At 42.8% G+C, this 521-nt stretch carries 1 pseudogene; it reads right to left on the reverse strand.

The window, feature by feature from the left end:
• A pseudogene (locus tag HMPREF1481_RS10940) lies at positions 1-521 on the reverse strand (CshA/CshB family fibrillar adhesin-related protein); the annotation flags it as partial.

Here is a 521-nt window from a genome sequence, read left to right on the forward strand (position 1 = left end):
ACATCTTCACCTGTTGGAACTACTGGAGTAATCTTAGGTGTGTAAGTTGTTTCTACAGCAGTACCGTTAGCATCTTTAGCTTGAACCTTAACTGGAACAACATCACCTGAGTATGACTTGTCAGTTGGTGTGAATGTTACAACACCTGTTTCCTTATCAACTGTGAAAGTACCGATTTCTTTACCTTCTGGTGATTTAGCAACTACTGATGCAGCTGGTTTGCCATTTTCGTCAAGAAGAGTAATGGTATCCTTGTCGATTGGTGCAACTGGGTCACCTTCTGTGAATGTAACAGTACCAGTTTGAACCACACCTTGAGGTGCAACTGATTCAGCTGGAGTTGCAGTTGGTGTTACTGGTGTTACTGTTGGTGTGTACTTAGCTGTTACTGGTGTACCGTTCTTATCTACACGTTTAACAGTCACGCCTGTTCCTGTTCCTGTGAATGATTTTTCTGGTACGAATGTAACTGTTCCGTCTGGTGCTACTGTGTATGTTCCTTCACCTGGGATAGTCTTAGT

The organism is Streptococcus sp. HPH0090 (genome assembly GCF_000411475.1).
Taxonomy (GTDB): Bacteria; Bacillota; Bacilli; order Lactobacillales; family Streptococcaceae; genus Streptococcus.